The organism is Cryobacterium sp. TMT1-2-1 (assembly GCF_004403955.1).
Taxonomy (GTDB): domain Bacteria; phylum Actinomycetota; class Actinomycetes; order Actinomycetales; family Microbacteriaceae; genus Cryobacterium; species Cryobacterium psychrotolerans.
The window spans coordinates 1-5269 of sequence record NZ_SOHC01000037.1; the positions used below are offsets into that span (position 1 = coordinate 1).

General features: G+C 73.1%; 3 protein-coding genes. All 3 read right to left on the reverse strand.

Going from position 1 to position 5269, the window contains the following annotated elements:
• Positions 1-215 precede the first annotated feature (215 nt).
• On the reverse strand, positions 216-611 hold the full coding sequence (locus tag E3T33_RS07150; protein ID WP_134575027.1) for an NUDIX domain-containing protein: 396 nt from the start codon (positions 609-611) through the stop codon (positions 216-218).
• Between the two features lie 76 nt (positions 612-687).
• On the reverse strand, positions 688-1467 hold the full coding sequence (locus E3T33_RS07155; RefSeq protein WP_134575028.1) for a DNA-formamidopyrimidine glycosylase family protein: 780 nt from the start codon (positions 1465-1467) through the stop codon (positions 688-690).
• On the reverse strand, positions 1460-5269 hold a 3810-nt coding region (locus tag E3T33_RS07160; protein ID WP_134575029.1), incomplete at its 5' end, for a crosslink repair DNA glycosylase YcaQ family protein. The genes E3T33_RS07160 and E3T33_RS07155, both read right to left, overlap by 8 nt.

Sequence of the window (5269 nt, forward strand, 5' to 3'; positions counted from 1 at the left end):
CTCGCCACTCGCTACGACAAACTCGCCCTCACCTACCGCGGAGGAGTCGTCCTCCGCGCCATCACCATCTGGTTACACGAATTAGGAGACACGCCCTAGCTCCCTCCCCTCCTACGTCCTCCCTCCGCGAACCCGCAGTTGTGCGCGTTAAAACGCGCTCATAACGCGCACAGCTGCGGGTTCGCGGGGTCTGAGGCGGCGGAGAAAGGGAAGGGTCAGGGGTAGACGCCGTAGCGGATGAGGGCGCCGATCAGGTCCCTCGTTAACGGCAGCGTGACCAGCTCGGCCGCGGTGAACCAGCGGGCATCGGCGGCGTCGTCTGCGGCGACGACCTCGCCGCTGACATAGACCGCGGCGAAATCGTGGATCTCGTAGATGCCCCCGCGTCCGTCGGCGCGGTCGAGGGTGCCGAGTTCGCGTTCGATCCGCACGGTGACACCGGTCTCCTCGAGCACCTCGCGGGCGGCCGCCGCCTCGAAGGTCTCGCCCGGCAGAACTTTCCCGCCGGGGACGCTCCACCGCCCGGCCTCCGGCTGCTCGGCCCGCAGCACCAGGAGGAACCGTTCGGTGTCGTCCCTGACGACAGCCGCCGCTGCCAGCGTGATTCCCATGCCGACAGAGTAGGCCCCCGCCGACTCGGTGGTCGAGCTCCGGTGGTCGAGCTTGTCGAGACCGGATCGCGCCGGGCTAGGTCTGGCAGCGCGGGCACCAGAACGTGTTCCGCAGCTCGAGCTCGTTCCGCCCCAGGCTGCCACTCTCGATGCGGGTACCGCAGCGCCGGCAGGCCTGGCCGGCGCGGGAGAACACCCAGCTCTGCGCCCCGCGCCGGGTGTTGCCGGTCGTTGTGCGTTCGGCTCGGTCGCGGTTGGCCAGGATCAGTCGGTGCGCGAGGTCGACCAGCCCCGGAACATCCGTCACCGCCACCACCTGCCGGGTGGGCAGGATGCCGCGGAGGAAGCACAGCTCGTTCACGTACTCGTTGCCGAGCCCGGCCAGGTTGCTTTGGTCGGCCAGGGCCACGGCGATCGGCTTCTCGGGCTCGGAGCGGATGCGGCGCACGGCCTCGTCGGGGTCCCAGTCGGCGCCGAGGAGGTCGGGGCCGAGCCAGGCGAGCCGCTCGGCCTCCCGAGCCAGCGGCAGCACCTCGAGCAGCCCGAGGTCGAAGCCGACGGCGACCCAGTCGTCCGTTTCCAGCACGGCCCTCGCCTGGAAGGCCGGCCGCTGCCACCGGCTGCCGTGCCGGTAGAGGTGCCAGGCGCCTTCCATCTTCAGGTGTGAGTGGATGCTCGCCTCCCCCACCCGCATCAGCAGGTGTTTCCCTCGACTGGCGACCTCATGCATCCGCTCGCCGGCCAGGTCGACGGTCGCGAAGGCCGGCACCCGGAGGTCGCAGCCGGTCAGCAGCTCCCCGTGCAGCGCCTGGTCGAGGGTGCGCGCGGTGCGGAAGACGGTGTCGCCCTCAGGCACGGAGTCTCAGCCCCTGCGGCGACAGCCCGAACCCGGCGGCCTGCAGCGCAGCGCCCACCGGGGTGCCGACCACGAACTGTCCGTTGACCGTTTGCACGGCGAGCTTCTCGACCCCTCCGCCCGTGACGACCGCGGCCAGGGACACCGCGGCGACCCCGAGGATTTCGTCGGTGGGGGCGGCAGGAGCGCCGGACGCGGTGCCGGCGCCGCCGGTTTCGCTTGCCGGACCGAACGCCAGCACGGTCTTGCCGCCGCGTTCGACGTAGAGCACGAGGGAACCGTCGACGAGCACCACCAGGGCGCCGGCCTTCCGGCCCGGCCGGTGTCCGGTGCCCTCCGGCAAGGCCGGCCAGGGCAGCATCGCGCCGTACGGATTCGCCGGGTCGGTCGCGGCGAGGGTGACGGCGGGGCGCGCGGGAACCGAACCCCCCGACCGATCGGCCGCGCTGCTGTCCGCGGTGAAGGAGCGCAGGCGGTCGATCGTGCCTCCGGCGGCGAACTGCGCGGCACCGAGACCTTCGACGAAGTAGCCGCGGCGAGCGCGCCCGGTCTCCTCGAAGCCGCTGAGGGTGCGGTAGACGAGCGCGAAGCCGCCGGGCACCCCCTCGCTCGTCACCGAACCCCGGGTCACCACCCCATAGCGTTCGAGCAGGGTCTCGGCGAGCGCGTGCGCGCGCCGGGTGGCCGAGTCGTCGGCCAGCGGAAGGATCGACCATCGCCCCGACACGGTGGGCGGGCCGCTCCGGCTGGGCAGCCGGGGCCGGGCGAGAGGCCGGCCGTCGTGCAGCCGGGTCCGGGGCGCCGACCTTGCGATCTTGTGGGCCGTGCGTCCGCCGCGGATGAGCGAGCGCACGGGGGCGAACGTGTCGTTGCCGATCAGCCCTGCCCAGACCAGGTCCCAGAGCGCCGCAGCGAGGTCGGCGTCGTCCTGGCTGCCGACGGCATCCGCGAGCTGGCGGAAGAAGTACGCTCCCCCGCCGCCGAGGGTCGCCAGGATCTCCCGCTGCAGGGGCGTGGTCTCCCGGTCGACCGGAGGCGGCAGGGTGAGCGGCGCCGTCTCGGCCAGGTGCAGGCTGATCCACCCGTCGTTGCCGGCCAGCGTGCCCGAGCCGGCCCAGAGCACCTCGCCGGTCGCGGTCAGTTCGTCGAGCATGGCCGGGCTGTACGCGGCGATCCGGGCCGGGAGGATGAGCGACTCCCAGGCCGAGGCGGGGATCCGCACCCCCTCCAGCTGTTCGATCACGGATGCGACGCCGTCGATCCCGCGGAGCTTGCCGCCCACATGCTGCCAGGCCGGCAGGAAACGGCCGACGGTCAGCTGGTCAACCGGTTCGACCTCGTGCCGGAGTGCGGCCAGGGACCGTCGGCGCAGACGGCGCAGCACCTCGGCGTCGCACCATTCGCTGCCGGTTCCGGTCGGCCGGAACTCACCCTCGACGAGGCGGCGCGCGTCGGCGAGCCGCCTCAGCGCGCCCAGCGCCACGGCGGTGCCGAGGCCGAATCGGGCGGCCACGTCGGCGACGGTGAACGGCCCGTGGCTGCGCGCATACCGGCTGACCAGGTCGCCGAGAGGGTCGGCCACGGACTCGGTGAAGGCATCCGGGATACCCATCGGCAAGGGAACGCCGAGCGCGTCCCGCAGGCGGCTCGCATCCTCGATGGCCGCCCACCACTCGTGTCCGGCGTAGCCGACCCGGATGGCGCGGCGAGCGGCGACCAGGGCGGTGAGGTGTGACTCGGCCTGGGTTGCGCTCGCGTGCTCGGTCGAAGGGGCGTCCTGTGACGACGCGCTCGGTGACGGCGCGCTCGGTGACGACGCGCTCGGTGACGGCGGCGCAGACGCATCCGGCGCCAGGCGCGCGGCCACCTCGTCGACGGTCAGCGGGCCGAGTCCGCGCAGCAGGTCGGCCACGCCCTCGATCCCCCGGGCCCGCCTTCCCTCCGCGAGGCGCTGCAGCTCCAGGTCGGTGAGCTCCATCACCGCGGGGTCGAGCAGCTCTCGCAGCTCGACGCGGCCGAGCAGCTCGGCCAGCAGGGACGAATCGATCGAGAGCGCGGTGGCCCGGCGTTCGGCAAGCGGGGAATCCCCCTCGTACATGAACGCGGCGACGTAGCCGAACAGGAGGGTGCTCGCGAACGGGCTCGCGGCATCCGTCGTCGTCTCGACCAGGCGCACCGAGCGGGCGGAGATCTCCCGGGCGAGCAGGGTCAGCGCGGGCAGGTCGTAGACGTCCTGCAGGCATTCGCGCACGGTCTCGAGGATGATCGGGAAGGTCGGGAAGGTGCGGGCCACGTCGAGCAGCTGCGACGCCTTCTGCCGTTGCTGCCAGAGCGGCGACCTGCGGCCGGGGTCGTAGCGCGGCAGGAGGAGTGCCCGGGCGGCGCATTCGCGGAACCGCGCGGCGAACAGGGCGGACCCGCCGACCTCGTCGGTGACGAGCTGCTCGAGTTCGTCGGGGTCGAAGACGAACAGTTCCGCGCCGGGCGGCTCGGCTTCGGTGTCGGGAATGCGCACGACGATCCCGTCGTCGGCGGCCATGCAGGCGCCGTCGATGCCGAAGCGTTCGCGCACCCGGGCGCCGACGGCGAGGGCCCACGGTGCGTGCACGGTCATGCCGTACGGGGAATGCAGCACGACCCTCCAGTCGCCGAGTTCGTCGCGGAACCGTTCGACGACGAGGGTGCGATCGGTGGGCAGGTGGGCGGTGGCGGCGCGCTGTTCGGCCAGGAACGCGAGCAGGTTGGTCACCGCGCGCTCGTCGAGCCCGGCGGCGGCGCACCGGGCGCGGGCCTCCGCGGGAGGAGCGGCCGACACCTCGCGGGTGAACGCGCCGATCGCCCGGCCGAGTTCGGCGGGGCGTCCGAGGCCGTCGCCTTTCCAGAACGGCAGCCGTCCGGGCTCGCCGAACGCCGGGGTGACGACCACGCGGTCGTGGGTGATCTCCTGGATGCGCCAGCTCGTCGCGCCGAGCGCGAAGACGTCGCCGACCCTGGACTCGTAGACCATCTCCTCGTCGAGTTCGCCGACCCGCCGGCCGGTGGCCTGGTCCCCGGCCATGAAGACGCCGAACAGGCCGCGGTCGGGGATCGTGCCGCCGCTGGTCACCGCGAGCCGCTGCGCGCCGGGCCGTCCGGTCAGCGTTCCGGCTTCGCGGTCCCAGATGATGCGCGGGCGCAGCTCGGCGAACTGGTCCGACGGATACCGGCCGGCGAGCAGGTCGAGCGTCGCCTCGTAGGCCGACCGCGGCAGCGTGGCGAACGGCGCGCTCCGGCGCACGGTGTCGAACCACTCCTCCACATCGATGGGTTCGAGGGCCGTCGCCGCGACGGTCTGCTGGGCGAGGATGTCCAGCGGGTTCGTCGGCACGGCGAGCGACTCGATCAGGCCGGCGACCATGCGTTCGGCGGCGACCGCGGCGTGGATGAGGTCGGCGCGGTGCTTCGGGTAGATGACGCCGCGCGAGACCTCGCCGACCTGGTGCCCGGCCCGCCCCACGCGCTGCAGCCCGCTGGCGACCGACGGCGGGGACTCCACCTGCACCACCAGGTCGACGGCGCCCATGTCGATGCCGAGCTCCAGGCTCGACGTGGCGACCACGCAGCGCAGCCTGCCCGACTTGAGGTCGTCTTCGATGATCGCCCGCTGGTCCTTGCTCACCGAGCCGTGGTGGGCGCGGGCAAGCAGCGGTTCGGCGCCCTCGCTGCGGCCGCTGGCCCCCATGAGCTCGGCGGGCTGCCGAGGCGCGGCCGTCGCCGTGGCGTTCGCCGTCGCGACGGACGCCGCCGGCCAGGCGGACGCGCC

What these genes read in the sequence shown, in the direction of transcription:
- E3T33_RS07150 (WP_134575027.1), bottom strand. Translation starts at nt 611, where the DNA reads ATGGGAATCACGCTGGCAGCGGCGGCTGTCGTCAGGGACGACACCGAA.